Genomic DNA, 25,475 nt, shown 5'->3' on the forward strand with positions numbered 1-25,475 from the left:
GTGCAACTGCTTCGGCCTCTGCGCTCCGTCCGCGGTTCGTCGTGCTGCTTCGGGGTGCTATAAAGGGGCAGCCCATCAGCGGAGGAGAACACCGTGGCAAAACAGGTCAGGACCATCTACATCGACGATCTGACCGGAGATCAGTCCGACGACGTCAAGACGGTACGGTTCGGTGTCGACGGGCGCGAATACGAAATCGACTTGAACGCCGAGAACCACGACAAGTTGACCAACCTCCTCAACCCCTACATTCTCGCCGCACGCAGGCGTGGCAGGTCGGCCCCGACGGCCCGAAAGGCCGCGGCGAGCACATCCGCCGACTCGGCGACGGTCCGGGAGTGGGCCAAGCAGCAGGGGTTCGAAGTCAGTGAGCGCGGTCGCGTACCGGCCAATGTCAGGGCCTCCTACGAAAAGGCGCACGCCAAGAAGAACTGAAAGGCGACGCGGGCCGGCGCAGGGCTCTCGGAGCCGCAGCCCTCTCGGCGCACGCGCACCGAAACGCACGGCGCGGCGGGGAGCCGGCGTGCAACGCAGGCGCCACTGCTGCCGTGAGCGTAGTGCACCCCGCCGTGTAGGCTGCACCCGGCCGCTGTTTCCCCTCCTATTCCCGGCGCACCGGCCCGTGTTGGCTACCATGGACCCGCTTCAACGGGTGTTCCAGCGGGTCGATGAATGGACGGGGCCACAGAGCGATGAGTGAGCGGCTGAGCGGTTCCCGGGGTCCTGAGAAAGGGAATCAGCGGCTCGCCGAAAAGGTGGCCGAGCTGATCGAACAGGACATCTGGGAGAGCGGCTGGAACGTGGGTTCCGTGGTCGGTTCCGAATCGGAGCTCATGGAGCGGTACGGGGTGAGCAGGGCCGTATTCCGGGAGGCCGCGCGGCTGGTGGAACACCAGCGGATGGCCGCCATGCGCCGGGGGCCCGGTGGCGGCCTCGTCGTCACCGAACCGGAGCCGGGCGTCGTGCGCAATGCGGCCCGTGTCTACCTCCGGCACGCGGGCGTCGATCGGCGCCAACTCTTCGAGGCCCGCATGGCGTTGGAACTCGCCATGATGACGAGCGCCAGCAGCAACGTGACGGAGCCGGGGATCGAGCGGCTCAACGAAGCACTCGACGCGGAGCGGCAGTTGCTCGACCGCGGAGTGACGCGGGGGCACGCACGCAACCTGCACCGGGTGATCGCCGAAGTCGCAGGGAACCCCGCTGTCACGCTGTTCGTGGAGGTCCTCGCCCAGCTCGACCAGGACATGGTGCAGCAGAAGTGGGACGAGAAGGGCCCGAGCGGCGACGCTTCCGACGAGGCCGCCCAGGCTTCCCACGAAGCGCACCGGGCCATCGTCGCCGCGATCGTCTCCGGCGACGCGGCGCTGGCGCAGCACCGTATGCGGCGCCACCTCCAGGCGATCACCGAACTCTTCGAAGCGGAACCCTGAGGGGTTCTCGCACGCGGGCAGCCGTGTGCGCGGGAGCCTGCTCCGTGCCCACTGTCGACGCGCGATGGAAACAGCCCCGCAGAAAAGTGCACTCATCCGGAAGTGAGCGCAATCCAAAGCGCCTCGCTGACCCGGGAGTTGTCGTGTGGTTGACAGTGGACGTGCATAAAACAGTACCCTGAATGTCTCGGCGGCCAGGGGCACCGGCAAGCACGCTCCCGCGCCTGCCGTCAAGGCGAGCTTGTTCCCCGACAGGACAAGGACCTGCCCATGCCTCCCGTCACCTCCCGACCTGCCGATGCGGCCTCCGTGCTGTGCAGCCTCCGCGCGCCCACGGCGGGCACCGTCTACGACCTCTCCACCGGCTGGTGGCGGCACATGCCGACCTTCGGCGGCTACCCGCGGTTCGAGGTGGTCACCTACAACTCGCCGCACGGCCAGCGCGTCGACCGACGCTTCCCCTTCGCCGAACCGGCCGCCAACGAGGCGGAGTTCGGCTATGTCTCCGAGCTGGTGTCGGGAAGCCTCCATACGGGCACCCACATCGACGCGCTCTGCCACGTCACCTGCGGCGCCGACGATGAGTGGCACGGCGCCGTCCCGGCCGGCGAAGCGCTGGGCGACTACGGAGCCCGGCGCGACGACGCCGCCGAACTCGCACCGATCATCGGCCGAGGCGTGCTGCTCGACATACCCCGGACCCTCGGACTCGACGCGCTGCCACCCGAGTTCGGCATCGGCGAGGAACACCTCAGCCGCGCGGCCGAGGCGGCAGGGGTGACGCTGACGCCCTCCGACATCGTGCTGGTCCGCACCGGGCAGATGAGGTACTGGCCCGACGTGGAGCGCATCGCCGAACTCTGCGGCGGCAGCGGCGTCGCGCTCGACGGCGCCGAGTGGCTGGTCGCCCAGGGCGTCCGCTACGTCGGCGCCGACACCATGTCGTTCGAGGTGCGCCCTTCGGCGACACCGGGGAACCCGCTGCCCGTGCACGTACTCCTCCTCCAACAGCACGGCGTGCACATCATGGAATGGGTCGACTGCGAGGCGCTCGCCGCCGACGCGGTCGCCACGTTCCTCTTCGTCGGCCTGCCGCTGACCATCAGCGGAGGCACGGGGTCACCGCTGCGCCCGGTCGCGGTGGTGTGAACCCCGTGTCGGACGGCTACGAAGGGCAGGCCACGATGGAGAGTTCGCGTCCCGACGAGGGGCTTCCCGGTGCGGCCAACGACGTCGCCCTCAGCCCGGTGAGCTTCCTGCACCGCGCGGCCGACGTCAGCGGCGACGACATCGGCGTGCGCACGGAAACCGGCGAGGCCGTCTCCTGGGCCCGGCTGCGCACACGCGCCGAGCAACTCTCCGGAGCCCTGCGAGGGTTGGGTCTGGAGGCAGGCGACCGGGTGGCGGTGCTCGCACCGAACGGCCTGCCGCTGCTGGAGGCGCACTACGGCGTCCCGGGCGCGGGATGCGCACTGGTGGCCCTCAACACTCGCCTCGCCCCGCAGGAGTACGAACTGCTGCTGCGGCTCGCCGAAGCCAAGGTGCTGCTCGTCGACCCCTCGCTCGCCGACAAGGTCGCCGACGCCGCGCCGAGACTCCCCGCGCTGCGCGCGGTGCTCACCCTCGGACCGGGCGACGGCGCCTACGAGGACTGCCTCCGCGCCGCCGATCCCGCGACGCTGCGCCTCCCGGCGGACGAACGGCAGCCGCTCGCCGTCAACTTCACCTCGGGCACCACCGGCGGACCGAAGGGCGTCGTGTACACGCACCGGGGCAGCTACCTCAACGCTCTCGGCCAGGTCCACTCCACCGGCCTGCGCTCCGACTCGCGCTACCTGTGGACGCTGCCGATGTTCCACTGCAACGGCTGGTGCCACACGTGGGCGGTGACGGCGGCCGGTGCCGAGCACCTCGTCCTGCCGAAGGTCGAACCGGAACGGGTGCTCGACCTCATGGAGCATCACCGGGTCACCCACCTGTGCGGCGCGCCCGCGGTCCTCGACTCGCTGGTCGAGCACGGCGGCAGGCGCCGTGGCCGCTTCCCGCAGCGGGCGCTCTTCGCGGTGGGCGGTGCCGCTCCGTCGCCGACCGCGATCGAGGCGATGACCGCGCTCGGCGTCGACATCATGCACCTCTACGGGATGACGGAGACCTACGGGCCCTCCCTCGTGTGCGAACCGCGCCCGGAGTGGCGGGGGTTCGACGCGCCTCGGCGGGCGAGCGTGCTCGCCCGCCAAGGCGTGCGCACCGTCAACGTGGAGTCGGCGCGCGTGGTCACCGAGTCCTTCGAGGACGTTCCCGCCGACGGCAGGACCACGGGGGAGCTGATCATCCGCTCCAACACGGTGATGTCCCACTACCTCGACGACGAGGAGGCCACGAGGGCAGCGCTGAGGGGCGGTTGGCTGCACACCGGCGACGTCGCCGTGCGCCATCCCGACGGGTACCTGGAGATCCGCGACCGGCTCAAGGACGTCATCATCAGCGGTGGCGAGAACCTCTCCTCCATCGAGGTGGAGAACGCGCTGCGCCGCCACCCGGCCGTCGCCGAAGCGGCGGTGGTGGCGCAGCCGCACGCGAGGTGGGGAGAGGTGCCGGTGGCCTTCGTCCGGCTGCGGGACGGCGGGGAGGCGACGGGGGAGGAGCTCACCGACTGGCTGCGGGAGCGGATGGCGCACTTCAAGGTGCCCCGGCAGATCCACTTCTCCGACCTACCCAAGACCTCCACGGGGAAGGTCCGCAAGGCGGAGCTGCGCAACCGGCTGCAGTGAGCCGCCCGACGCCTACCGGGAGGCCCGCACGGGCACGATGCAGCGTCGCCGGAGAGCCCTCGGCTGCTTCCCCCTACTTGATCGCCAGAGGATTCACCGGCGACCCGCTGGCGCCGGTGAACTTCAACGGTGGGCCCGCGAAGAAGAAGGCGTAGCGGCCGTCAGCGGCGCAGTCCGCCGCCAGCTCTTCGAGGTCGAGCATTTCGGCGAGGGTGAGCCCCATGTCGCGGAGGAGCACCATGTGCAGTTCGAAGAGGCCGTCGGGGTTCTCGCCCGGCATCACCTCGACCCCCTGGTTGTCCGAGCCGACCACCGCGACGTCGCGTTCGCGAAGCCACGCGGCCGTGTCGAGGCCGAGGCCCGGCTCGCCCGAGAGGAACTCGGCGCGGTCGCCGTCCCGTTGGTACTTGCGCCACCAGCCGGTGCGGACCAGCAGGATGTCGCCGCGCCCGACGCGCACCCCGGCGGCGCGCTCCGCCGCCTCCAGGTCGTCGGGTCCTATGACCTCGCCGGACGGCAGCCAGTCGACGCCGCGCTGCCGTGCGACGTCGAGCAGCACGCCGCGTCCCGTGATGCCCTTCGCCTGCGTGTGGATGCCGCAGTGCTGTGCACCCGTCTCGGTCACGTCGGTGGCCGGGTGGCCGTTGTAGAGCTTGCCGTCGTAGTGGACGTGGGCGAGCGCGTCGTACTGGGAGCCCGCTTGGAGGGGCATGAAGACGTAGTCGTCGGAGAACCGGAAACCGCCGGGGTAGTCCTGTCCATGCCCGGTCTGGGAGGTCAGCCTGATCGGATTGGGACGGAAACTGCCCGTCTGGGGACCGCTGCTGTCCAGGGGGATGCCGAGGTCGAAGACGGAGCCGGTGCGCACGAGGGCCGCGGCAGCCGCCACCAGGTCCGGGGTGATCAGGTTGGTGGTGCCCCGGTCGTCGTCCGGGCCCCAACGCCCCCAGTTGCTGAGCTGCTTGCCGAGTGTGCGTACGTCGGGGCGGGTCTCGCTCGTCATGACTACCTCGTTCGTGGTGCGGAAGAAGGGGCCCGGGCCGCGGCCAGTGCGTCGGCGCGCACCCGCCGGCGGTCCGGCTTGTTGTTCGGGGTCAGTGGGATCGCGTTGAGCAGGCGCAGAGTCTTGGGGATCTTGTAGCCGGCGAGTCGGCTGCGGCAATACGCGCGGAGGTCGGAGAGCTCCACCGTGGCGCCGGGCGCCGACACGGCGCCGACTTCCACGCGTTCGCCCCAGTATTCGTCCGGCACGCCGTACACGATCGCATCGGCCACGGCGGGATGGTCGAGGACGACCTCCTCCACCTCCCGGGGATGGACGTTCTCGCCGCCGGTCACGATCGTCTCCTTCCGGCGCCCGGCGATGTGGACCCAACCGTCCGCGCTCCGCGAGGCGAGATCGCCGATATGGACGCCGTCGGAACGGAAGGTCGCCGCCGTCTCCTCGGGGAGGCCGAAGTAACCGCGGGTGCGCCAGGGGCACTCGACGACGAGGTCGCCGACCGTGTCGGGCGGCGCCTCTGCGCCGTCCGCACCGAGGACGTGCACGGTCACGCCCGGCAGCGGCCGGCCCACGCCGCTGGTCCGGCCGGCGAGCAGGTCCTCGTGGTCGAAGCCCATCACCGAGCCGAACTCGGTCGCTCCGAAGCCGGCGCGGACGCGGGCGTTCGGGAAGTCGCGCAGCAGACCGTGGACGAAGTCGCCGGTCGAGGGCGCCGAGCCGAAGCGGATCGCGGTGACGTTCTCACGGCGTGCCGTGGCGAACTCCGGTCGCGCGCGGAGCGCGGCGAACATCGTCGGCGCCCCCATGAGGCGGCTCGCGCCCCGGTCGATCGCGGCGAGCGCCTCCTCGGCGTCGAACCGGCGTTGGACCCACACCTCCCCGCCGGCGAGCAGCGGCGCCAGCAGATTGGTGCCGAGGGTGATGTGGAAGAAAGGCGAGAAGAACAGCTCGACGTCGTCGGGTGTGCGGGGGTTGCCGTGTGCGCACGCGTTGAGCCACAGCCACAGGGTGCGGTGGGTGTGCACCGCGCCCTTCGGGGTGCCGGTGGTGCCGCCCGTCCCGAAGATGATGGCGGGCGCGTGTTCGTCGGGCCCCGCGAGGCGCCGGCGGCGGGCGTGCAGCGGGGCGAGGCGCGCGGCGACGGGCAACGGCTCGCTGGCTGCGGGCAGTTCGACCACGCGGTGCCCGGTTGCACGCGCGAGCGACGCGTGCGCCGCGTCGGCGAGCACGAGCGCCGGGCGGAGCCTCGCGAGGTAGGAGCGCGCCTCGGGCGGGGTCAGACGTGTGTTGAGCGGGGCGGCGACCATCGACCCCGCCAGCGTGCCGAGGACGGCCGCGGTGTGCGGGATCGACGGTTCCATCGCCGTGACGATCCGGTCGCCGGGGCGTGCGCCGGCCTCCAGCAGCCCCGCCGCCACGCTCTCGGCCGCGTCGAGGAGTTGGGCGAAGGTCAGCTCGCCGGACTCGTCGGCGAGCGCGCGCCGGCTCTCGCCGTGTCGCTGGCTGCCGAGCGTGCGGAGCCAGTGCGGAAGTGTGACGTCCTCGCCCACTGCGTCGCTCCTCGTGTCGAGCTGCGGCGGGTGCTACCGCACCCCCTTATTGAGGGTACTGTTTTTTCTCCGGCTGTACAGCCCGTTGCTGTGTCACCTCTCCCTGCGGAGGCGTGGGGTGCGCCTGGCGGCGTTTAGTCGGCGAACTCACTGGTGGAGTAAGTGCGTTGCGCGCCGCCTCCTCGTCGATCGGCGACGGGTGGCCTCTGGACTCGCGAGGGTCGCCGCAATAGAGTGCACTGAAAAGCGGCCTGTCGGTGCCTCGCCACGGCAGCCGTACCGAGATCGTGCGCCAGGGAGGGACCGATGGAGTCCTCGTGGGAACCGGCGGACGCGGCCTTCCGCGAGGAGCTCTCCGCCTACCTCGATGAGGAGCTCGGCGGGTGGGAGCGCTCCGAGACCGGCCTCGGCAGCGCCGTCTACACGGACTTCTCCCGGCGGTTCGTGCGCCGCCTCGCCGACCGCGGCTGGCTGACCCCGCACTGGCCCGAGGAGTACGGGGGCGGCGGCCAAGGAGCCTGGCAGCACTTCGTCCTCGGCGAGGAGATGTGGAAGCGGGGGGAGCCGCGCGGGCCGCAGTACATGAACGTCAACTGGGTCGGTCCTGCGCTCATCAAGTACGGCACTCAGGAGCAGAAGCGCACCCTGCTGCCCCCCATCGCGCGCGGCGAGGTCTTCTGGTGCCAGGGCTTCTCGGAGCCGGAGGCCGGCACCGACCTGGCCGCGCTCCGCACCCGCGCGGTGCGCGACGGCGACGACTACATCCTCAACGGCCAGAAGATCTGGACGTCCTACGCCAACGCCGCCGACCACTGCTTCCTGCTCGCCCGCACCGGAACACTCGCCGACGGCCGCGACGGCATCTCGGTGTTCCTGCTGCCGCTGAGAACCCCCGGAGTCGAAGTGCGGCGCATCGAAGGACTCGTGGGGGAGCACTCGTTCAACGAGCTCTTCCTCACCGACGTCCGCGTCCCCGCCGGCTGCCTGCTCGGCGAGGAGAACAAGGGCTGGCGGATCGTACGGCGCACCCTCGCCTACGAACGCGTCGGAGCGCCGCGTTACGCCCGTGCCGCCCTCGTCCTCGACCGGCTCGCGGAGTGGAGCCGCGCGCACGGCCGGCTCCGGGACACGGGCGTCCAGGAGCAGTTCGGGCACGCGCGGACGCTCTGCGAGGCGGCGAGAGTGCTGGTCTACCGCGTCATCGACGAGCGCGCCAAGGAGCGGGAACCCTCCGCGTACGCCTACCAGGCCCGCGCGGCCATGGTGCAGGCCGAGCGTGCGGTCGGGGACCTGGCGCTCGACGTCATGGGGAGCGAGGCCCTCGTCGAAGGCGCCCTCGGAGACGCGCAGTTCCGCAACTCGCTCGGTGCCGGCATCGCGGCCGGGAGCTACGAGGTGCAGCTCAACCTGATCAGCCGACTCATTCTGAACCTGCCGAAGGAATAGCCATGGACTTCGAGCCGTCGCCGACCCAGCGCGCTCTGCTGGACGCGCTCGGCGTACTGCTGAGCCGGCGAGCCGGCACCGGACGCAGCCGGGAACTCGCCCAACGTGCCGCTTACGACCACGAGTTGGAGGACGCCCTGCGCGAGGGCGGGTTCCTCGATCTGTACGCGACCGAGGAGGCAGGGCCGCTGGGCGCCACGCTCGCCGTCGAGCGGACAGCGGCGGAACTCGGCGCCGTCACAGCCGTACCGCACCTCCTGGTCTCGCCCGCGCTCGGACTCGGCCCGGGGGAGGGGCCCACCGTCCTCGCCGTCGCCGGCGACACCGGCCCCGTGCGGTACGGCGGAACGGCGACGCGGATGCTGGTGGCCGGCGCCGACCGGTGCGAGGTCGCCCGGCTCGACCCGACCCGCGCCCAACCCGAGCCCACCGTGTACGGCTACCCGCTCGCCCGCGTCGCCGCGGCGGACCGGCACGAGCTGGGCCCCGGCACAGCGGCGACGATGCTCGCCTGGTGGCGCGTCGGACTCTCGGCGGAAGCCGTCGGCATGATGCGCAGAGCGTTGGACACCACCGTCGAACACGCCCGTACCCGGCGGGTGTTCGGCCGCGCGCTCGGTTCCCTCCAGGCGTTGCAGCACCGCCTCGCCGAGCTGAGCGTACGCGTCGAGGGCGCACGCTGGCTCGTCTACGAGGCGGCCCACCTCGGCGCACCCCCGGAGGCGGCCGCCGTCGCCGCTGCCCACACCACGGCGGCGCTCCACCGGCTGACCAGAGAGACCCACCAACTGAAGGGCGCCGTCGGGCTGACCGTCGAGGACGACCTGCACCTGTGGACGCTGCGCCTGCAAACCCTGCGCGCCGAGCTCGGCGGGCTGCGCGCGCACCGCCGCGCCGTCTCCGAGTCCCGCTGGGCGGCGACGGCATGAGCGTCCCGCTGACCCGCACCCCCGAGCAGGCAGCCCTCGCCGACTCGGTCCGCCGGTACTGCACGGCCCACTGCACCGACGGGGTGCAGCGCGGCGAGGGAGACGCGTTCCCCTGGGAATTCTGGCGCGGCCTCGCCGAGTTGGGGGTGCTGTCGCTCGCCGTACCGGGCGAGGGCGGCGGGGCCGGCGAGATCGCGGCGGCCTCGACCGAACTCGGCAGGGCCGCCGCCCCGGGGCCGCTCGCCGGCACGGTGTTCGCCACGCATGCCCTCCCCGCGGACTCCGCAGCAGCGGTGGCGCAGGGCAGCACCCTCGCCGCCTGCGGAGCCCCGCCGCTGCTGCCGTGGGCACCGCTCGCCGGGGTGTTCGTCGAGACCGACGGCGCCCGGGCGTGGTCGGCGCACCCCACAGGCGCCGTGGAGCCGGTGCGGACGCTCGGCGGGGAGCCGTGGGGACGGGTGGAACTACGGCGCGGGGAGCCCCTCGAGCGCGCCGCGGGCGCAACGGCGCTGACGCATGTCGCGCTCGCCGCCTACCTCTGCGGGGCGGGTCGGCGGCTGCTCGACGCGGCGGCCGAACACGCCCGCACCCGCGTCCAGTTCGGTCGCACGCTCGACACGTTCCAGGCCGTCGCGCACCCCGTCGTCGACGCGGGACTGGCGCTGAGCGCTTCCGAGAAGCTGCTGGCGATGTCGGCCGCCGCCCTCGACGGCGCCCATCGCGACGCCGGCGCCATGGCAGCCGCCGCACGGCTCTCCGCGTCCGGCGCCGCCGTCGAAGCGGCGTTCGTCGCCCACCAGGTGCACGGGGCGCTCGGCTACACCGTCGAGGGCCCCGTCGGCCACGTCGCACAGCGGATCAGGCGGCTGGCCACCCTGCCCGGCCACGCGGAGACGTGGCGCGAGCAGGCACTCGCGAGGTACTACGGGAAGGTCGGCAATGGTGGACACACCGGATGAGACCGCGGACGAGGTGCTCTTCGAGAAGCGCGACCACGTCGCGTACCTCACCCTCAACCGCCCCCACAAGGGCAACTCCCTCACGGGCACGATGATGCGGCGGATGCGGGAGGTCTGGGGGGAGGTGCGGGACGATCCCTGGATACGCGCGGCCGTCGTCACCGGCGCGGGGGAGCGGCACTTCAGCACCGGCGCCGACATGGACGTCGTCGCGGAGCGGGGCGGGATGAGCACGGGCACGGGGCCGCTCACCGACGAGGTGTACTGGTCGCCGCGGCAGAACCGGGTGTGGAAGCCGGTGATCAGCGCCGTCAACGGCCTGGTCGCCGGCGCCGGGCTGCACTTCGTCGTCGACGCCGACATCGTCGTCGCCGCCGACCACGCGGCCTTCATGGACACGCACGTCAACGTCGGCCTCGTCGGCGCCATGGAGAACATCGGCCTCGCCAAGCGGCTGCCCCTCGGCTCGGCGCTGCGGATGACGCTGCTGGGCCGCAGCTACCGCATGCCGGCGGAACGCGCCTACCAGCTCGGCCTCGTCGACGAACTCACCACGCCCGACGCACTGCTGGACACGGCGGAGGAGATGGCGCGCGCCATCGTCCGCAACTCACCCGCCGCGGTGTCGCTCTCCCAGCAGGCCGTCTGGAACTCCCTGGAGATGGGGTACACGCAGGCGAACGAGTACGGCTGGGCGCTCCTCCGCATGCACTGGGCGCACCCCGACGCCAGGGAGGGCCCCAAGGCGTTCAGCGAGGGACGCGAACCGCGCTGGGCCACGCCCGAGGGGGAGTGACATGGAGTTCGGCTTCACCCGCGAGGAGGAGGCGTTCCGCGGCGAGATCCTCGGCTTCCTCGACCAACACCGGGGCGTCGACGGCTACTTCCACCGCGGAACGGACACCGCGGACGGTGTCCGCCGGGTCTACAGGGCGCTCGGCGCGCGTGGCTGGCTCTCGCTCTCCTGGCCGTCCGAGTTCGGGGGCGCCGGCCTCCCGCCCGCCTACGAGTTCCTCCTCTGGGACGAGCTCGCGTACGCGAGGGTCGCACGTCCGCCGATGGGCCCCGGGCTGGTGGCCAAGGCGCTCATGACGCACGGCACGGCCGAGCAGCGCGGCCGGTTCCTCGACAACCTGGCCCGGGGGAGGACCGCCTTCTGCCTCGGCTACTCCGAGCCGGACGCCGGTTCCGACCTGGCCGCGGTACGCACCCGCGCCAGGCGCGAGGGCTCCGAGTACGTGGTCGACGGGGCCAAGTGCTGGACGTCGAACGCGCACTGGTCCGACTACATCTGGCTGCTGTGTCGTACGGGCACGCCGCAGAGCAGGTCCCGCGGGCTCAGCGTGCTGATCGTCCCGCTGGACAGCCCGGGCGTGCACGTCTCGCCGATCCCGACGCTCGACGGCGGGCGCCTCAACGAAGTGCGCTTCGACGGGGTGCGGGTTCCGTCCGCCGACCGCGTGGGAGCGGAGAACGAGGGCTGGCAGGTGGTCAGTTCGGCGCTGGCGGTGGAACGGCACGTCCAGTTCCCGCCGAAGCGGCTCCGGCGGGACCTGCAAGACCTCGTCGACTGGACGGAGTCGGCCGGGCTCGCCGACGATCCGCTGGTGAGGCGGCGGCTGTCGGAGCTCGCCGTGCGTGTCGCGGAGGTCGAGGCACTGGCGCTCGCGCTGCTCGGCGAGGTGACGAGCGGGCAGCCCTCGGCTGTGCCCGCCGCGCACCACAAGCTGGCCGGCACGCTCCTCGCGCAGGACATCGCCCGCGCCGCCGCGGAGTTCGACTCGCCCGAGGCGCTGGTGAGCGGGACCGACGTCGAGTTCATGTGGCGCCAGGCGATCCTGGAGACGATCGGCGGCGGCACCTCCGAAGTGATGCGCGGCCTGATTGCGCGGCAGGAGTTCGGACTGGCGGGCTGAGCAACGGGGGCAGCCCTGTCGTGTTGCGCCTGCAACCGGGTGCGCACCGCCCGGCGGGCACCTCCTGCCCGGCGGCGCGTGTCCGACTCCGTCCCCGCGTCACGGGCGCGGCGGCGCGGTGCTCTTGCGCACGACGAGGCTGGTGGCGAGCTCCAGCCTGGTGGTCACCGGCTCCTCCACCCGCAGGCGCAGCAGGAGTTGGACGGCCTCCTCCGCCATCCGCTGCAGCGGCTGGTGCACCGTGGTGAGCGCTGGACTCGCCCACCGGGCGACGCTGACGTGCTTTCGGCGAGCCGCTGCGCCGCGCCGTAGCCGACGGCCTGGTTCCCGAGTCCCTGGTGGACCGCGCCGTGCGCCGAGTGCTGGCGCAGAGGGCCCGGTTGGGGCTGCTCGACCGCGACTGGGACCCGCTGCCGCCCGCACTCGCCGGAACGGACCCCTGCGCCGAGGACCCGCGCGGAAGCGTGGACCTCGATCCGCCCGCCAAGCCCGTCGCGTCGCCGAGCGGGCCGTCGTGCTCCTCCGCAACGACGGGACCCTTCCGCTCGCCGACGGCGCCGTTCCCGGCCGTATCGCGCTCATCGGGCCGCAGGCCGACAGCCCGACAGCGGTACTCGGCTGCTACTCCTTCCCCGTCCACGTCGGAGCGCGGCACCCGCACACCCCGCCCGGCATCGCCTTGCCCACGCTGCGGGAGGCGCTGGCGGCGGAGTTCCCCGCGAGCGACATCGTCACCGTGCAGGGCACCAGTAGCGACGGCGGGGACACCGCGGGCTTCGCCGAGGCCGTCTCGGTCGCCCGCGACGCCGACCTGGTGATCGCGGCGCTCGGTGACCGCTCGGGCCTCTTCGGCAGGGGGACGAGCGGCGAGGGCTGCGACGCCGGGGACCTCGCCTTGCCCGGCGCCCAACAGCCGCTCCTCGACGCTCTCCTGGGCGTCGGGACACCGGTCGTCGTCGCGCTCCTCGCCGGCCGCCCGTACGCACTGGGCGGGGCGGCGACGCGGGCTGCCGCGCTCGTGCCAACCTTCTTCCCCGGCGAGGAGGGCGCTCCCGCGCTCGCCGCCGTCCTCAGCGGGCGCGTCGCTCCCTCGGGGCGCCTGCCCGTCTGCGTGCCGACGCTGCCGGGAGCGCAGCCGTCGACCTATCTGGAGCCCCGGCTCGGCCACGCGAGCGAGGTCTCCAGCAGCGATCCGACCCCCGCGTTCGGCTTCGGGCACGGGCTGACCTACACCACCTTCGCCTGGTCCGCCCTCGACGTGGGCACGGAAGAAGCCGCGACCGACGGTGAGTTCACGCTCGCCTGCACCGTCCGCAACGTCGGCGGCCGGGCCGGCACCGAGGTCGTGCAGCTCTATCTCCACGACCCGGTCGCCTCGGTCGTCCAGCCCGTGCAGCGCCTGATCGGCTACGTCCGCCTCGACCTCGCCCCGGCGGAGTCGGCGCGCGTCCACCTGACCGTCCCTGTCGACCTCGCTTCCTTCACGGGCCGGGACGGGCACCGGATCGTCGAACCCGGCGAGTTGGAGCTGCGGTTGGGCGCGTCGAGCACGGACCCGCGCCTGACGGCGCACGTGCGCCTCACCGGAGCCGTCCGGCAGGTGGACCACCGTCGCCGCCTGCACCCCGGGATACGCGTCGAGTTCGGGTCCGCGCCACCTGCCACGGACCGTTGACGGTCACGCCGCGGCGCGGCGGTGCGCGAAGCCGCCTGTGCGGAGCGCCGCGCCGGACCCGTCACACCTCTGCCTGTCCGGCCCCCACGAGCGTCAGGTCGGTCCCGGCGGACCGGATGCCGTGGGCCGCCGCCTCGGTGAGGGAGGCGTCGGTGACCACGGTGTCGAAGGCGTCGAGCCCGGCCACCTTGTACATGCCGAAGGTGCCGTACTTCGACGACCCGGCAACCAGCACCGACTGCTGGGCCGCCGCCATCGCGGCCTGCTTAACCTCGACCTTCGGCGCGGAGGGCGTGGTCACCCCGCGGACGAGGTCCCACGAACTGGTGCTGACGAAGGCGACGTCGAAGGCGAGTTGGCGGATGGTCGCGGCGGCGAGGCGGCCCACGCTGGAGTGGTTGTCGGGCTCCACCTGGCCGCCGACGTGTATCACCGTCAGGTGGCTCGCGGGGAAGAGCTGCTCGACAGCGCCGAAGTCATTGGTGACGACGGTGAGTTCGGCGTGCTCGGCGAGGCGCGGGACCATCGCCAGCAGGGTGGTGCCGGCGTCCAGGTAGACGGTCATGCCGTCGTGCACCAGCTCGGCGGCCGCCTGCGCCATCGCATGCTTCTGCGGCTGCTCGACGACGGACTTGTCCTGGAAGCTCGGCTCCGAGTGGAGCCGACTGGCGATCCGGACGCCCCCGGGCACCGTGAAGACGAGTCCACGGCTCTCCAGTTCGGCGATGTCGCGGCGGACCGTCATGTGCGAGACGCCGAAGATCTGGGTGATCTGCTGGACGCTCAGCACGCCGTCGCGGCGCAGGTGTTTCAAGAGGAGTTCGCGTCGCTGATCCGGGATCAGCGGCGGCTCTCCGGAGGAACCCATGCCGTGTCGTCTCCGTCCTGGTGGTCGTGGGCGGTGGCCCGGGGGTGTGCGCTCTCATAGTGCCGGAGGCCGGCTCCCGCCCGTCAGCCGACCACCGTGCTCAGCAACAGGATGCCGCCGAGGCTCAGCACCGACTGGAGCGACAGCATCAGCGTCCAGGTACGGAACGTCTGGGCGATGCTCAGCTGGAAGTACTCCTTGAAGAGCCAGAACCCGGAGTCGTTCACGTGCGAGAGCATCACGGCACCCGACGCGGTGGCGAGCACGAGGAGTTCGGGCGAGAGCCCGGGGTACGTCCCGACGAGCGGGGCGACGATGCCGGTCGCCGCGGCGGTCGCCACGGTTGCCGAGCCGAGGCAGATCCGCAGCAGTGCTGCCGCGCCCCAGGCGAGCAGGAGCGGCGGTATCGACCAGTCGACGGCGTAGTGCGCGATGACGTCGTCGACGCCGGTCGCCGAGAGCACCTCCTTGAGCGCACCGCCCGCACCGAGGATGAGGACGATGGTGCCGACCGGGCCGAGACCCTTCGCGGCCATCTTCTGCAACTGGTCGAGCCCGAAGCCGGACCGGATGCCGAGCGCGAAGAACGCGAAGACGACGGCGGCGATGAGGGAGAGGACGGGGGTGTCGCACGCCTCGAAGAGCGTGTACGCCCAGGACCCCTCCGACGTGACGGCCGTGCCCAGCGTGCCGGTGAGCATCAGTGCGGCCGGCAGCAGCACGGTGATCAGCGCCATGGTGAGGGAGACCGGACGCTTGCCCTCGCGCGGCGCGGGCCCGGGGTCGGGCACGGGGCCCTTCGTCAGGTCGGGCGCCGGACCGAACCAGCGGCTCGCCACCTTGGTCAGCAGCGGCCCGCTCACCGCCGCCAGCGGGATCGCGATGATCAGGCCGTAGAGCAGGGTGAGCCCGGTGCTGGCGTGGTAGGCGCCCACGGCCAGGGTCGGCGAGGGGTGCGGCGGCAGCAGCCCGTGCGAGACGTACAGCCCCGCGGCCATCGGCAGCCCGACGAACAGCAGGTGCGAGCCGGTGCGTTGGGCGACGGCGTACACCAGCGGGACGAGCATCACGAAGCTGACGTCGAAGAGGTGCGGCATGCCGATCAGCAGCGCGGCGGCGGCGATCGCCGTCGGCACCCACTTGACCGGCCGGGCGCCGATGAAGGCGGTCGCGATCCGGTCGGCTCCGCCGGACCCGAGCAGGATGCCGCCGAGCAGCGTGCCGAGTCCGATCACGGGTCCCGTGCTGCTCAGCGCGTCCCCGAAGCCGGTCTCGAAGTGCTCGACCGTCTTGGCGGGGGAGATGCCGTTGGCGAAGCCGAGGGCCAGCGCACTGACGGCGAGCGCGAGGAACGGGTGGAGCTTCGCCTTGGTGATCAGCAGGACGAGTACGACGATCGCCGCTGCGGCGAGGAGCAGGTGCTGGACGTCGGCGCTCATGCGGGCTCTCCGGAGGTGCGTGCCTCCCAAGCGGACACCAGGCCGGCGTCCGGTCCTTCGAGGTCGTCGAGGGTGAGGAGCTCACCTGCGGGGACGTCGCGCCGCACCGTCGCGCCGGCGGCGAGGTAGAGCGGAGCCACGCGGTCCGGGGCGTCCTCGGCGCGCAGCAGTACCGCGCGCACGCCTTCGACGTCGTGGTGGTGGCCGCCCATCGTCAGCGGGGCGCCCGCCGCCAGGTCGCGGGAGGCCCGCCCGGCGAGGACGGCGGTGCTGCGCGGGGTCGCGCCGCCGGAGGTGCGGTGGTGCAGCACGGCGGAGAAGAGGGTCATCGGGGTCTCCACGCCCATCAGGTGGTACGGCAGGTAGATCGCCGCGTAGCGGCCGTCGCGGCTGACGACGTGGCCCTTCTGCGCGAGCGTCCGCCAGGTCTCCGCGTCGCCGGTGCGCACGACGACGAAGACGCCGCCTGCGAAGGAGGCTTCGCCGGGCAGCCGCAGCGCGGTGAAGACGTCGACGGCGCCGGGCGCGGAGAGGACGCCGCCGTCCTCGCGGAGCGCGTAGGCGTCGGCGAGTTCGGCGATGCGCAGGACGGGGTAGTGCAACCGCTCGGTGTCGGGCGCGAAGCCGGTGTTGTCGGCGACGACGGCCATCTCGCAGTAGTCCGCCGTCGCGCCCGTGGGCAGCGCCGCGACGGTGCGGGCGCGGGCTTCGAGCGTCGCGCGCACGTCGTCGCCGAGGTCGAGGAGCGCGGCGAGGCCCGGCGCGGGCACCGTGGTGTCGAGCTGGGTCACCGTCTCCGTGGCCGGGTCGAGGACCAGGTCGTACTCGGTGGACTTGCCGACGGCGACGATCTCCAGGCCGAGGGCTTCGGCCCAGGTGACCAGGCCGATCAGGTTGGCGGGCTGGTCACCGCCCGCGGGCGTGTAGACGACGCCCCGCCTGCGGGCCAGCTCCGCCAGGTGCAGGCCGGCCACGGAGTCGACCTCCTTGCTCACCATCGCCACATGGCGGTCGGCCGTGAGCGCGTCCCGCGCCATGGAGCAGCCGCCGGCCGGGTCGCCCGTGGCCTCGACGAGGACGTCCCACTCGCCGGCGACGAGCAACGTCCCGTCGGCGACGAGGGCGATGCGCCCGGCGTCGTTGGCCCCCGCGACCTCGGCTGCGGTCGCGCACGACTGCAACTCCTCGTCGGCGTAGCCGAGTTCGAGGCAGAGCGCACGCAACCGCGCCGGGTCGACGTCGCACAGGACGGCGGGCGAGAGGCGGGGGATGAGGCGGGTCTGCGCGAGCAGGGTGCGGGCGAATCCGCCGCCTGCGCCGGAGAGGGCGTAGCGGACGGGACGGTCACCCGCGTCGGAGAAAAGACGGTGCACGTTCATGGGGCTCCTCGACGGTGATCGGGGAGAGCAGGTCCTCATCCCCGATGAACAAAAGCTACGCAGCGATTAACAACAGCGTCAACCCTGGTAACATTTTTTCACGTACGAAGAACCACGAAGCACAACGGTGCGAACGAACCAGGCCGCGGGGCACCCCGCGGCCGGAGCCGCGCCGACTCAAGGGAGGGCCGATGCCGACGCTCGGTGCCATCGCCGATGACTTCACCGGCGCGACCGACCTCGCCACGATGCTCGTCGCCCGGGGCTTCCGGACGAGGGTCGTCGTCGGCGTGCCCGAACCGCCCCCGCCGGCGGACGCGGACCCGGACGCGCTCGTCGTCGCGCTCAAGTCCCGCACCGCGCCCACGGCACAGGCGGTCGCCGACTCGCTCGCCGCGCTGCGGGCCCTGGTCGAGGCCGGGTGCGAGCGCTTCTACTTCAAGTACTGCTCCACTTTCGACTCGACGCCGCAGGGCAACATCGGCCCCGTCATGGACGCGCTCCTCGACGAGCTCGGTGCCGCGCGCACCGTCGTGGTGCCGGCCTTCCCCGCCACCGGCCGCACCGTCTACCGGTCACGGCTCTTCGTCCACGACGAGCTGCTCGACGAGAGCCCCATGCGGAACCACCCCCTCACGCCGATGCGCGACTCCCACCTGGTGCGGCTGCTCGCCCCGCAGACCGCACGCACGGTGCGGCAACTGCCGCACGAGACGGTCCGCGCGGGCGCCGAGGCGGTGCAAGCACGGCTTGCGGAGCCCGAGTTCGCGGACGGTGCGCTCGTCGCCGACGCCACCACCGACGACGACCTGCGCACGCTCGCGGCCGCCACCGCGTCGTTCCCCCTCGTCACCGGCGGCGCCGGACTCGCGCTCGGCTTCTCGGGCCCGCGCTCCGGCGCCGACGAGGCGCGGGCCTCCGCCGCCGACCCGGCGCCGGACGCGAAGGGCGTCGTCCTCTCGGGGAGCGCCTCGGCCGCGACGCGCGCCCAAGTCGCGCACGGTGCCGCACGGTTGCCGCACCGAAAGCTCGACCTCGCCGCGCTGCGGCGGGACTTCGACGCTGAGGTGGCAGCCCTCGTCGAATTCGCCGAGCGGAGCTGGGCCGAACGTCCGGGGCAGCCCCCGCTGCTCTACGCCGTCGGCGAGGAGCGGGACGTCGAGCCCGCCGGCGCCGAGCCCGGCGTTCCGGCCGCCGAACTCGTGGAGTCCGCGCTCGCCCGGTGTGCACGGCTGCTGGTGCGCCGGGGCGCCACCCGCCTCCTCGTAGCGGGCGGGGAGACCTCGGGCGCCGTCGTCACCGCGCTCGGGGTGCGCGCGCTGCGGATGGGTGCGCCGCTCGGGCCGGGTGTCTCCTGGGCCACGGCCGAGGCCTACCCGTACGGCGAGGAGGACGGTGCCGCCGAGACGGGCGTGCTCGTCGATCTCGCACTGAAATCGGGGAACTTCGGCGCCGTCGACCTGTTCACCGCCGCCTGGAAGGAGCTGTCGTGAGCGAACAGGCCCACGAACTCGCCGCGGCGGGCGCCCGGTTGGCGGCGCTCGGGCTCAGCCCCGGCTCGTCGGGGAACCTGAGCGTACGGGAAGGCGACCGGATGCTCATCACGCCCACCGGCGCGGACCTCGCCTCGCTCGACCCGGAGCGGCTGAGCCGACTCGACCTGGACGGGCGGCACGTGGACGGCCCGAAGCCGTCGAAGGAGTACCCCCTCCACTGCGCCTTCTACCGCCGCGACGCCGGCACCCGGGCCGTCGTCCACCTCCACTCGCGGCAGGCGACCGCGCTGAGCTGCCTGCCTCCCTGGGGCGAGCGGAGCGCGGTGCCGCCGCTCACGCCGTACTTCGTGATGCGCGTCGGGCAGACCCCGCTCATCCCCTACGCGGAACCCGGCGACGCCGAGCAGGCCGAGCAGATGGAGCGCCTCGCCTTCGGCTTCCGTGCCGCGCTCCTGCAGAACCACGGTCCGGTGACCGCGGGTGTCTCGCTGGCGAAGGCGGTGGATGCGGCCGTGGAGTTGGAGGAGGTCGCAGGGTTGCTGCTGCTCTTCGGCGCGCGAGCGCCGCGGTTGCTGGAGCCCGAGGAGGCCGGTGCGCTGGCCGCCCGGTACGGCACCGAGTGGGACGCCGCCTGAACCCGAGCGGGGGCGGTCCCAGGGGCCGCCCCCCTGCGGTGGGGGCGCCTCAACTGCGCCTGCGGCGGGCGCTGCCGATGCGGGAGGCTCACTCATTCCGCCGTGGCCGCCTCTCTCCGCCGGTCTGTTGACCCAGAGGTCGGCTCGGCGGCCGTCGGTCTCTCGCGCACCCCGGACATGCCACGCAGACGGCGCCCGCGGAGACGGAACGAACTCCGGCCGCACACCGCCTGCTTGCCGCAGCGCGGACGTCGCGGCCCCGGGCGCCGCCGGGCGCGGCACCGGCCCGACGAACGCCGCTCGACCCGTTACGGCTTCCGTGCCAACAGTCCGTAGCAGGACGCCTCCGCATCGGAGTAGAGCGGTATCGGCGCCAGTCGGGCAGGGCGTCCGGGCCACCACCGGCTGAGCGGGCGCACTCCGGGCTCCAGCAGCTCAAGACCGGCCTCGGAGACGATCTCCTCCACCTCGGCGCCCGACCGCAGCCGGACCGGCAGTTTGCGGCGTCGGTAGACCTCGGCGGCCTCCTTCATGGCGTCGTCGAAGTCCTCCGTGGTGTGCGAGAGGACGAGGAAGCTTCCCGAGGGCATCGGTTCCATGATCGTGCGGAGCAGTTCGCCGGGCCGGTGCTCGTCGGTGACGAAGTGGAAGATCGCCACGGCGCACACCGCGACCGGCCGCTCCAGGTCGAAGACCGGCTCGGGGCCGGCGAGGCAGGGGTGGCCCAATATGTCCTGCGGTCGCCTGAGGTCCGCCTCGATGTAGTCGACGCGTCCCTCGCGGGTGCTCGTCATCAGCGCTTCGGCGTACGTCATCACGATCGGGTCGTTGTCGGTGTAGAGCACCCGCGCGTGCGGCCGGTGGTACTGGGCGACCTGGTGCGTGTTGGGCTTCGTCGGGATACCCGTCCCGATGTCGAGGAACTGGTCGACGCCCTGTTCACGCGCCAGGTACTCGACGACCATCTGGAGGAAGTACCGGTTGGCCCGGGCGAACTTGGCACTGTTCGGGGCGGTGCGCAGCACCTCCTCGGCCGCGAGCCGGTCGGCCTCGAAATGGTCCTTGCCGCCCAGGTAGTAGTCGTACATCCGCGCCACCTGCGGCTCGCCCCGGTCCGCGACGTCGTTCGCGGCAGTCGGCCCCGGGCCGCTCGTGCTCATCCAACCGGAAGGGTCTCCCATCTGCGGCTCCTCTCGACCGTGTGCTAGTGAGGGACACCTTCCCTCACTATCAAGTTCTTGTGAAATTGCAGGTGTTGGGGGTTGTGGGAACGCCGGACCCGTCCGGCCTCACGCCTCCGTCGCCGCGTCCGCCAGCAGCGCCGTGAGCGGGTCCTCCGGGCCGAGAAGCGGGGCGAGTTCGGCGGACGTCGGCCCGGTGGCGGGGCCGCGGCGGGTGACGGCGACCGAGGCGGCGACGTTGGCGCCGCGTGCCGCGTCGAGGGGTGCGGCACCCAGCCCGAGGAAGGCGAGAAAGGCGCCGACGTGGGCGTCTCCCGCCCCGTTGCTGTCGACCAGCTCGACGGGACGCCCCGGCACCGCCACGGCGCCCCCGCCCGTGCGACGGCTGCCGCCCGCGAGCCAGCAGCCGTCGGCGTCCCCGCGCACGAGGGCACCGGCGCCCGGCCGCAGTCCGCGGGCCAGTTCCTCGGCGGCCGGGCCCCCTTCGGTGACGCCGCAGAGCAGCCCGGCCTCCCGCCGGTTGCAGCTCAGCCAGTCCGCGCGGGCGAGTACCCGCTCCAGACGCACCGGATCGATCTCGGCGACGAGCGGCCCCGGGTCGAGGCACAGCACGACACCCTCGGGAAGACCCGCGGCGAACTCCGTGAGGGCGGGCGCCGATTGGGGGTAGGCGAGCCCGTAGCCGGAGAGCTGCACGAGGTCGCCCGCGCGTACGCAGGCGGCCAACCTCGCCGCCTCCTCGGAGGTGAGCGCGGCCTCCGCGCCCGAGGCCGTCACGAACGTGCGCTCGCCTCCCGAGTCGACGAGGGCGACGCAGTACCCCGTGTCCCGGTCGGAGCGCGCCGGGAGGAGCGGACGCATGCCCTCCGCGTCGAGCGCAGCGCGGACCAGGTCCCCGAAGGGGCCGCTCCCGTGGCCGCCCCCGTACACGGCGGACAGCCCCAGGCGGCGGGCGGCGGCGAGGACGTTGAACCCGCCGCCGACCCGGTGGCCGGCGTCCGAGGCGAGCATGTCGCCGCCGCGCTCGGGCAGTCGGGGCACGCGCAGCACCATGTCCACGAGGACGCTGCCGGCGAGGACGAGTCGTGCACTCATGCGGAGACCTCCTTCTCGGCGGCCGGTCCCTCCGCGTCCGCGGTCTCCGTGTCGCGGCGCAGCGCCTCGGCGCGGACGGCGCGGTCGAGCGGCAGCAGCAGGCTGTAGGCGACGGCGGCGACCACGAACGTCACGACCCAGCCCAGCCCGTTGCTACCGAGCCAGCTGTGCGCGAAGGGTCCGGAGAACCACACGTCGGCGTCGCTCGTCTTCGCTTCGGTCAGCAGCAGCCCCACCACGATCGCCGCCGCCCACGAGACGCACGCCGACCAGGCGAAGCCGCCGTTGTACCAGTAGCGGCCCGCGCGCCGCGGCTCCATCAGCGCTTCCGCGTCGTACACCCGCCGACGCAGCATGTCCACGGCGAAGACGCCGACCCAGGCCGTGATCGGCACGGCGAGGAGGGTGAGGAACGTCGTGAAAGGACCGTAGAAGTCCTCGGCGATGAGCATGAAGTAGATGCCGCCGGCGAACGTGATGACGATGTCGATGCCGACGGCGACGGTCCGCCTCGCCCGCACGCCGAGCGTGACCAGCGTCAGCCCTGCCGAGTAGACGGAGAGGTGGTTGGAGAGCAGCAGTCCGCCGAACGCGGCGACCAGGTAGGGGACGGACATCCACGAGGGCAGCATCGCGTCGATCGCGGCCACCGGGTCGGACGCCGCGGCGAGCGAGGAGTCGCCCGCCGAGAGCAGCGAGCCGAGCGAGATCAGCAGCACCAGCGGAATGCCCGCGCCCCAGGCGGAGGCGACCACCAGCCGCCCGCCGGGCACCGAGTGCGGCAGGTAACGGGCGTAGTCGGCGCCCGCGTTGGCCCAACCGATACCGGTGCCCGCGGCGATCACACCGACCCCCGCGACGACGGAGCTCAGCGGCGCGGCGGGAGCGTCGACCACCTCGCCCCAGTCGACGGTGGCCACGAGGAAGGCCATCACCAACAGGTTGAGCAGCCCGAAGACGTATGTGGCCCACCTGTTGATCCACATGATGACGGCGTGTCCCAGCCCGCTGATCAGCAGCGTGCAGGCGATGAAGACCAGCAGGCAGACCAGAGTCAGAACGGTGTTCTGGCCGACGCCGAAGACGATCGCGAGCAGTGAGAGCAGCGCGTACGCCGCGGTGGTCGTGTTGACCGTCTCCCAGCCCACCCGGCTGATCCACGTCACCAGCGTCGGCCCGGTGTTGCCGCGCCGGCCGAACACCGCGCGGGAGAGCGTCAGCGCGGGCGCCCCACCTCGCTTCCCCGCGATGCTCAACGCACCCACGAGCGCGAACGACCCGAATGCCCCGACGAACGCGACGAGTACGGCCTGCCAGATGTTCAGGCCGCGGAACGCCACGAGAGTGGCCCCCAGCGGCAGCCCCAACAGCGAGATGTTCGCGGCGAACCACGTCCAGAACATCTGGCTCGCGTGACCGCGGCGCTCACTGTCGGGGACGGGCTCGATGCCGCGGGTCTCCACGGCGCCGGCGAGCTCACTCCTCTTCGAGTCAGCCATGGCCCAACCTCCTTACGAGGCAAGAAGCGAGGAGCGGGCTCCTCGGGATGTGCGGTCCGGCGTCGGCTCAGCCGTTCGAGCGGAGGGAGAGCAGGCGCGCGGCGAGTGGCTCCACGTCGAGGTCGTTGACGGAGCGCAGCATTGCCACCGCGTCCGCAGGCAGCCCGCTCAGGCCGGTGACGGCACCGGCGACCGCCCCGGCGAGGGCGCCGATCGTGTCGCAGTCGCCGCCGAGGTTGGCGGCGAGCAGGCAGGCGCGCTTCGGGTCGCCGCCCGTGACGGCGAGCACGGCGAAAGCGGCGGGCACCGACTCCTGGCTGGCGACGCTGGTGCCGATCAACTCGCTGACGAGGGTGAGCGCTTCGGCCTCCGGCCGCCCCGCCACGGTGTCCCGCGCCCAGCGGATGCGGGCCGCGATGTCGGCGCCGGCCACCCAGTGCCCGCGTGCGACGCCGGCCCGGGCGGCCGCCTCGGCCGTGTCCATCGCCGTCTCCAGGTCCGCCCCGTCGACGGCGCTGCTCACCGCGGCGGCGACGGCGGCGGCGCCTGCGATGCCGAGCGTGGTGTCGTGGGTGACCTGGCAGGACTCCACGACCCGGTCGAGGAACGCCTCCAACGGGCGGACGGGGAACGCCACTCCGACGGGGGTGACGCGCATCGCGGCCCCGTTGGTCGTGCCGGTACTGCCGGTCTCGGTGGCCGGCACGCCGCGTGCCACCGCGTCGAGCGCGGCTTTGGTCGAGGGGCCGAGGAGGTCGAGGGAGCCCTTCTCCCGCATCCCCGCCTCCCACTCCAGCAGGGCCCGCGCGAAGCGCTCGGGGTCGATGTGGCCGCCACCGTCGGCGAGGAGGCGGCCGACGAGCAGGGCCTGGTCGGTGTCGTCGGTGACGGTGCCGGCCGGCAGCCCGGCGGCCACAGGGTTGTCGGGCGGGCCCGCCTCGAAGTCGGAGACCGTGCCGAAGCGGGCCGCGATGGCCGCGCGCGACATGGTCTGGGTGGGCATGCCGAGCGCGTCGCCCAGGGCGAGGCCGTAGAGGGAGCCCAGAGCGCGGTCGGTGCGGGGGTCGTTCATGTGCGGTGTTCCGTCTGTTCGTTGGGGAGTCGGATGGTCGGTGCGTCCGGTCGTCGCCGCGGTCACGGGGGCTCGGTCTCGCCGAAGCTGGTGCGCAGCTCGAACCGCTCGGGGTCGAGGAGGCTCACCACGTGCTCGACGACGCTTCCCACGGGCGAGCGCCCGGTACGGGTCACGCGGAGGAAGGTGGTGCCGGCAGGACGCTCCAACTGGGCTGCGTCCCCGGGCGTCAACGGCACTGCGGTGGCGCTCTGTTCGCCGGAGGCCACCACGAGGCCGGCTGCCGTGAGCGTCGCGGTGAGCGAGCCGTCGAGGAGGCCGGTCTCCGGCACCTCCTCCAGGCCCGGGTGGAGCGGCACCCGGCTGCGCTCCAGGGAGAGCCGTACACCGTCCGGCAGGGTGCGCATGCGGTCGACGGCCAGGAACTGCGCGCTTTCCAGGCCGAGTCGGGTGCTGAGCGCGGGCTCCTCCACGGTCTCCAGACGCAGCACCGTCGTCTCGGGAGGCACGCCCTGTGCGGTGAGGGCCTGCGTCCAGCCGTGCCGGTTGTCCAGCGGTGTTCCGTCGAAGCTGACGAAGGAGCCTATGCCCGGGTGGGTGCGCACCAGCCCCTCGTCGGCGAGGGAGCGAAGGGCTTCCCTGACCGTCGACCGGCTCACCGAGAAACGCTGGGTCAGCGCGTGCTCTCCCGGGAGCCGGCTTCCGGTGCGCAGGGCTCCGCCCCGGATCTCGCGGCCGAGGATGCGGGCCACCCGCTGGTGCTTGCGTGCCTGTTCGGACATGTCCGCACGGTAGACGCACCTGTCCGGACCTGTCTGTTGTATGGGTCACACCTTGCGCAGCTTTCGCGGGCGTAGGGAATGGGCGAACAACTCCCTTTCCGCCGCGAGGAGTTCGCGGAGATCGGGCGGCTTTTCGGTGGCGAAGCCGGTGAAAGTGCTGGTCCCTGCCTCGATCGCCGGTCGGGCACCTGCTAGAGTCAAATCCCGTTGGTTTCCCGGAACATGACACATTTTTTCGCGTTCCGGGACGGCCCGCTCCGTCGACCCGACTTCGCCACCCACCGGTGGCGGCCTCACTTCTCCCGCATACGTGGAGAGGAGAAAATCGGCGATGAGTGAGACTTCGC

21 protein-coding genes and 2 pseudogenes are annotated in these 25,475 nt (G+C 72.6%); 12 read left to right on the plus strand and 11 right to left on the minus strand.

Going from position 1 to position 25,475, the window contains the following annotated elements; all coding sequences use genetic code 11:
* The first annotated feature begins 93 nt into the window (after positions 1 to 93).
* The 4 genes from F603_RS0103835 (at position 94) to F603_RS0103850 (ending at position 4,204) form a co-directional block, all read left to right on the plus strand.
* The gene (locus F603_RS0103835) at positions 94 to 435 is read left to right on the plus strand and encodes a histone-like nucleoid-structuring protein Lsr2 (RefSeq protein WP_019544694.1); all 342 of its coding nucleotides are present in this window, start codon (positions 94 to 96) and stop codon (positions 433 to 435) included.
* Between the two features lie 257 nt (positions 436 to 692).
* The gene (locus F603_RS0103840) at positions 693 to 1,433 is read left to right on the plus strand and encodes a FadR/GntR family transcriptional regulator (RefSeq protein ID WP_037955142.1); all 741 of its coding nucleotides are present in this window, start codon (positions 693 to 695) and stop codon (positions 1,431 to 1,433) included.
* A 270-nt stretch (positions 1,434 to 1,703) separates the two neighbouring features.
* Complete coding sequence (locus F603_RS0103845) at positions 1,704 to 2,582, plus strand: cyclase family protein (protein WP_019544696.1); 879 nt, start codon at positions 1,704 to 1,706, stop codon at positions 2,580 to 2,582.
* 5 nt (positions 2,583 to 2,587) lie between these two features.
* A complete protein-coding gene (locus F603_RS0103850) occupies positions 2,588 to 4,204 on the plus strand; it encodes an AMP-binding protein (protein WP_245600668.1) in 1,617 nt (538 codons plus the stop codon).
* A gap of 73 nt (positions 4,205 to 4,277) precedes the next feature.
* Here the strand turns inward: F603_RS0103850 and F603_RS0103855 are convergent, their stop codons facing one another.
* Together F603_RS0103855 and F603_RS0103860 are read right to left on the minus strand one after the other, a co-directional pair.
* Complete coding sequence (locus F603_RS0103855; protein WP_019544698.1) at positions 4,278 to 5,207, minus strand: cyclase family protein; 930 nt, start codon at positions 5,205 to 5,207, stop codon at positions 4,278 to 4,280.
* A 2-nt stretch (positions 5,208 to 5,209) separates the two neighbouring features.
* Positions 5,210 to 6,757 carry a class I adenylate-forming enzyme family protein gene (locus tag F603_RS0103860; protein ID WP_019544699.1) on the minus strand — a complete coding sequence of 516 codons (1,548 nt, stop codon included), beginning with the start codon at positions 6,755 to 6,757 and terminating at the stop codon, positions 5,210 to 5,212.
* A gap of 306 nt (positions 6,758 to 7,063) precedes the next feature.
* On the opposite strand from F603_RS0103860, the gene F603_RS0103865 reads away from it, so the two are divergent.
* Genes F603_RS0103865 through F603_RS0103885 form a run of 5 tightly spaced genes read left to right on the plus strand, consistent with a single transcriptional unit; the run spans position 7,064 to position 12,007 of the window.
* Positions 7,064 to 8,203, plus strand: a complete 1,140-nt coding sequence (locus F603_RS0103865) for an acyl-CoA dehydrogenase family protein (protein WP_019544700.1) — start codon at positions 7,064 to 7,066, stop codon at positions 8,201 to 8,203.
* Between the two features lie 2 nt (positions 8,204 to 8,205).
* Complete coding sequence (locus F603_RS0103870; protein WP_019544701.1) at positions 8,206 to 9,132, plus strand: acyl-CoA dehydrogenase family protein; 927 nt, start codon at positions 8,206 to 8,208, stop codon at positions 9,130 to 9,132.
* A complete protein-coding gene (locus F603_RS0103875) occupies positions 9,129 to 10,091 on the plus strand; it encodes an acyl-CoA dehydrogenase family protein (protein ID WP_019544702.1) in 963 nt (320 codons plus the stop codon). Before F603_RS0103870 ends, F603_RS0103875 begins: the two co-directional genes overlap by 4 nt.
* A complete protein-coding gene (locus F603_RS0103880) occupies positions 10,072 to 10,887 on the plus strand; it encodes an enoyl-CoA hydratase/isomerase family protein (RefSeq protein WP_019544703.1) in 816 nt (271 codons plus the stop codon). Before F603_RS0103875 ends, F603_RS0103880 begins: the two co-directional genes overlap by 20 nt.
* Position 10,888: 1 nt before the next feature.
* Positions 10,889 to 12,007 (plus strand): acyl-CoA dehydrogenase family protein, encoded by a 1,119-nt coding sequence (locus F603_RS0103885; protein WP_019544704.1) that lies wholly within the window; start codon positions 10,889 to 10,891, stop codon positions 12,005 to 12,007.
* Positions 12,008 to 12,106: 99 nt separating this feature from the next.
* Here the strand turns inward: F603_RS0103885 and F603_RS33775 are convergent.
* Positions 12,107 to 12,286: pseudogene (locus F603_RS33775) on the minus strand (substrate-binding domain-containing protein); the annotation flags it as partial.
* On the opposite strand from F603_RS33775, the pseudogene F603_RS31530 reads away from it, so the two are divergent.
* Positions 12,286 to 13,682, plus strand: a pseudogene (locus F603_RS31530) (glycoside hydrolase family 3 C-terminal domain-containing protein); the annotation flags it as partial. The pseudogenes F603_RS33775 and F603_RS31530 overlap by 1 nt on opposite strands.
* 61 nt (positions 13,683 to 13,743) lie before the next feature.
* Here the strand turns inward: F603_RS31530 and F603_RS0103900 are convergent.
* From F603_RS0103900 to F603_RS0103910, 3 genes are all read right to left on the minus strand, one after another.
* A complete protein-coding gene (locus F603_RS0103900; protein WP_019544707.1) occupies positions 13,744 to 14,550 on the minus strand; it encodes a DeoR/GlpR family DNA-binding transcription regulator in 807 nt (268 codons plus the stop codon).
* A gap of 83 nt (positions 14,551 to 14,633) precedes the next feature.
* Positions 14,634 to 15,989, minus strand: coding sequence for a GntT/GntP/DsdX family permease (locus tag F603_RS0103905; RefSeq protein WP_019544708.1), 1,356 nt, complete (start codon positions 15,987 to 15,989; stop codon positions 14,634 to 14,636).
* Positions 15,986 to 17,368, minus strand: coding sequence for a hypothetical protein (locus F603_RS0103910; protein WP_019544709.1), 1,383 nt, complete (start codon positions 17,366 to 17,368; stop codon positions 15,986 to 15,988). Before F603_RS0103910 ends, F603_RS0103905 begins: the two co-directional genes overlap by 4 nt.
* A 191-nt stretch (positions 17,369 to 17,559) precedes the next feature.
* Between F603_RS0103910 and otnK the strand changes: the two genes are divergently transcribed.
* Together otnK and F603_RS0103920 are read left to right on the plus strand one after the other, a co-directional pair.
* Positions 17,560 to 18,861, plus strand: coding sequence for a 3-oxo-tetronate kinase (otnK, locus tag F603_RS0103915; protein ID WP_019544710.1), 1,302 nt, complete (start codon positions 17,560 to 17,562; stop codon positions 18,859 to 18,861).
* Positions 18,858 to 19,499, plus strand: coding sequence for a class II aldolase/adducin family protein (locus F603_RS0103920; protein WP_019544711.1), 642 nt, complete (start codon positions 18,858 to 18,860; stop codon positions 19,497 to 19,499). Before otnK ends, F603_RS0103920 begins: the two co-directional genes overlap by 4 nt.
* Before the next feature lie 308 nt (positions 19,500 to 19,807).
* On the opposite strand, the gene F603_RS0103925 is transcribed toward F603_RS0103920, so the two are convergent.
* From F603_RS0103925 to F603_RS0103945, 5 genes are all read right to left on the minus strand, one after another.
* Complete coding sequence (locus tag F603_RS0103925; protein WP_026328118.1) at positions 19,808 to 20,680, minus strand: SAM-dependent methyltransferase; 873 nt, start codon at positions 20,678 to 20,680, stop codon at positions 19,808 to 19,810.
* 108 nt (positions 20,681 to 20,788) lie between these two features.
* Complete coding sequence (locus tag F603_RS0103930) at positions 20,789 to 21,775, minus strand: PfkB family carbohydrate kinase (protein ID WP_019544713.1); 987 nt, start codon at positions 21,773 to 21,775, stop codon at positions 20,789 to 20,791.
* Entirely contained in the window at positions 21,772 to 23,274 is a 1,503-nt protein-coding gene (locus tag F603_RS0103935; protein WP_019544714.1) for a purine-cytosine permease family protein, read from the minus strand. The genes F603_RS0103930 and F603_RS0103935 overlap by 4 nt, the downstream gene beginning before the upstream one ends.
* A 67-nt stretch (positions 23,275 to 23,341) precedes the next feature.
* A complete protein-coding gene (locus F603_RS0103940; RefSeq protein WP_019544715.1) occupies positions 23,342 to 24,346 on the minus strand; it encodes an ADP-ribosylglycohydrolase family protein in 1,005 nt (334 codons plus the stop codon).
* A gap of 62 nt (positions 24,347 to 24,408) precedes the next feature.
* A complete protein-coding gene (locus tag F603_RS0103945; RefSeq protein ID WP_019544716.1) occupies positions 24,409 to 25,128 on the minus strand; it encodes a GntR family transcriptional regulator in 720 nt (239 codons plus the stop codon).
* Positions 25,129 to 25,475: the final 347 nt, after the last annotated feature.

This window comes from Streptomyces sulphureus DSM 40104 (assembly GCF_000381025.1).
Lineage (GTDB): Bacteria > Actinomycetota > Actinomycetes > Streptomycetales > Streptomycetaceae > Streptomyces > Streptomyces sulphureus.

Bases quoted from the DNA above. Each gene is read 5' to 3' on its own strand.
- F603_RS0103840 (WP_037955142.1), top strand. From the start codon at position 693: ATGAGTGAGCGGCTGAGCGGTTCCCGGGGTCCTGAGAAAGGGAATCAG.
- F603_RS0103845 (WP_019544696.1), top strand. From the start codon at position 1,704: ATGCCTCCCGTCACCTCCCGACCTGCCGATGCGGCCTCCGTGCTGTGC.
- F603_RS0103855 (WP_019544698.1), bottom strand. From the start codon at position 5,207: ATGACGAGCGAGACCCGCCCCGACGTACGCACACTCGGCAAGCAGCTC.
- F603_RS0103865 (WP_019544700.1), top strand. From the start codon at position 7,064: ATGGAGTCCTCGTGGGAACCGGCGGACGCGGCCTTCCGCGAGGAGCTC.
- F603_RS0103870 (WP_019544701.1), top strand. From the start codon at position 8,206: ATGGACTTCGAGCCGTCGCCGACCCAGCGCGCTCTGCTGGACGCGCTC.
- F603_RS0103875 (WP_019544702.1), top strand. From the start codon at position 9,129: ATGAGCGTCCCGCTGACCCGCACCCCCGAGCAGGCAGCCCTCGCCGAC.
- F603_RS0103880 (WP_019544703.1), top strand. From the start codon at position 10,072: ATGGTGGACACACCGGATGAGACCGCGGACGAGGTGCTCTTCGAGAAG.
- F603_RS0103885 (WP_019544704.1), top strand. From the start codon at position 10,889: ATGGAGTTCGGCTTCACCCGCGAGGAGGAGGCGTTCCGCGGCGAGATC.
- F603_RS0103900 (WP_019544707.1), bottom strand. From the start codon at position 14,550: ATGGGTTCCTCCGGAGAGCCGCCGCTGATCCCGGATCAGCGACGCGAA.
- F603_RS0103905 (WP_019544708.1), bottom strand. From the start codon at position 15,989: ATGAGCGCCGACGTCCAGCACCTGCTCCTCGCCGCAGCGGCGATCGTC.
- F603_RS0103910 (WP_019544709.1), bottom strand. From the start codon at position 17,368: ATGAACGTGCACCGTCTTTTCTCCGACGCGGGTGACCGTCCCGTCCGC.
- otnK (WP_019544710.1), top strand. From the start codon at position 17,560: ATGCCGACGCTCGGTGCCATCGCCGATGACTTCACCGGCGCGACCGAC.
- F603_RS0103925 (WP_026328118.1), bottom strand. From the start codon at position 20,680: ATGGGAGACCCTTCCGGTTGGATGAGCACGAGCGGCCCGGGGCCGACT.
- F603_RS0103930 (WP_019544713.1), bottom strand. From the start codon at position 21,775: ATGAGTGCACGACTCGTCCTCGCCGGCAGCGTCCTCGTGGACATGGTG.
- F603_RS0103935 (WP_019544714.1), bottom strand. From the start codon at position 23,274: ATGGCTGACTCGAAGAGGAGTGAGCTCGCCGGCGCCGTGGAGACCCGC.
- F603_RS0103940 (WP_019544715.1), bottom strand. From the start codon at position 24,346: ATGAACGACCCCCGCACCGACCGCGCTCTGGGCTCCCTCTACGGCCTC.
- F603_RS0103945 (WP_019544716.1), bottom strand. From the start codon at position 25,128: ATGTCCGAACAGGCACGCAAGCACCAGCGGGTGGCCCGCATCCTCGGC.